The sequence below is a fragment of the Nocardiopsis sp. FIRDI 009 genome (genome assembly GCF_003386285.1).
Taxonomy (GTDB): Bacteria; Actinomycetota; Actinomycetes; order Streptosporangiales; family Streptosporangiaceae; genus Nocardiopsis.
On the sequence record NZ_QPNC01000054.1, the window covers coordinates 1 to 1,670 of the forward strand.

The 1,670-nt window shown below is 67.8% G+C and carries 1 protein-coding gene; it reads left to right on the forward strand.

What is annotated here, in order from left to right; translation table 11 throughout:
• The coding region (locus DVR05_RS26415) for an ABC transporter ATP-binding protein (protein ID WP_232832359.1) at nucleotides 1-1,670 on the forward strand (1,670 nt) is incomplete at both ends.

Sequence of the window (1,670 nt, forward strand, 5' to 3'; positions counted from 1 at the left end):
ACCGAGCCCGTCGTCCGGGTGGACGACCTGCGGGTGACGTTCCCGACGATGGACGGTGACGTCCACGCGGTGAACGGGTTGTCCTTCGAGGTGCCCCGTGGGGGTGCTCTCGGCATCGTGGGGGAGTCGGGCTCGGGTAAGAGCGTGACGTCGCTGGCGTTGATGGGGTTGCACCGGGGGTCCAGGGCCCAGATCACCGGGTCGATCGAGGTGGCGGGCCAGGACGTGGTGGCCGCCTCGGACAAGCGGTTGCGGCGGATGCGCGGGAACGACATCGCGATGGTGTTCCAGGATCCGATGCAGTCGTTGCATCCGCAGTACACGATCGGTAACCAGCTGATCGAGGCGTTGCGGATCCACAATCCGAAGGTGTCCAAGGCGCAGGCGCGTCGGCGGGCGATCGAGTCGTTGGAGCGGGTGGGTATCCCCGACCCGGCCAGGCGGATCAACTCCTATCCGCATGAGTTCTCCGGGGGGATGCGTCAGCGTGTGGTGATCGCGATGGGGTTGATGTGTGATCCCAAGGTGTTGCTGGCCGATGAGCCGACCACGGCGTTGGACGTGACGGTGCAGGCGCAGGTGCTGGATCTGCTGGACGAGCTGCGCACGGATCTGGACATGGGGTTGATCCTGGTCTCGCATGATCTGGCGGTGGTGGCCGGGTCGGTGGACGAGGTCGTGGTGATGCGTCATGGTGTGGCGGTCGAGCGGGGGGATGTGCGTACGGTGCTCTCGGCGCCGGAGCACCCGTACACGCGGGGGTTGTTGGCGGCGGTGCCGCGGGTGGAGGTGTCGCGGGCTCAGCGTCGGGCCGCTGATCGGGCCGAGCGCGCGGCCAGGGACAGGGCCGAGGCCGAGGGCGCCGCCGAAACCGCCGCCCGGGGGGAGGAGGTCGAGACCTCCGCTCCGGTCGAGGACACCGCGTCCGCCACGTCCGCGGAGACCGGCGCCGTTGTCGGCACGACTGGCGGCGCGTCCTCCGAGGCGCCCCTGCTGCGGGTGGAGGATGTGGCGCAGTGCTTCAAGGTCCGTGGTGGGCTGTGGGGTCGGGCCTCGGACTTCTGGGCGGTCAAGGGGGTCTCCTTCGATCTGTACCGGGGGGAGACGCTGGGGATCGTGGGGGAGTCGGGGTCGGGTAAGTCGACCCTGTCGCGGATGGTGATGCGGTTGTTGGAGCCGACCCGGGGCCGGGTGGAGTTCGAGGGCCGCGACATCACGCACATGTCCGAGCGGGCGTTGCGTCCGTTGCGTCGGGATGTGCAGATGGTGTTCCAGAACCCGTATTCGTCGTTGAACCCGCGGGTGACGGTGGGGGACGCGATCGGTACCGCGTTGCGGGTGCAGGGGGAGAGGGACACCGGCAGGATCCGGCGCCAGGTGCAGGCTCTGTTGGAGCGGGTGGGGTTGGAGCCTGGTCACTACAACCGGTTCCCGCACGCGTTCTCGGGGGGTCAGCGGCAGCGGATCGCGATCGCGCGGGCGTTGATCCTCAAGCCGAAGTTGATCATCTGTGACGAGCCGGTGTCGGCGTTGGATGTGTCGACGCAGGATCAGGTGTTGAAGTTGTTGTCGGAGTTGCAGGATGACTTCGGTTTGACCTATATCTTCGTGGCGCATGATCTGGCGGTGGTGCGGCAGGTCTCGGACCGGGTCGCGGTGATGCGCAAGGG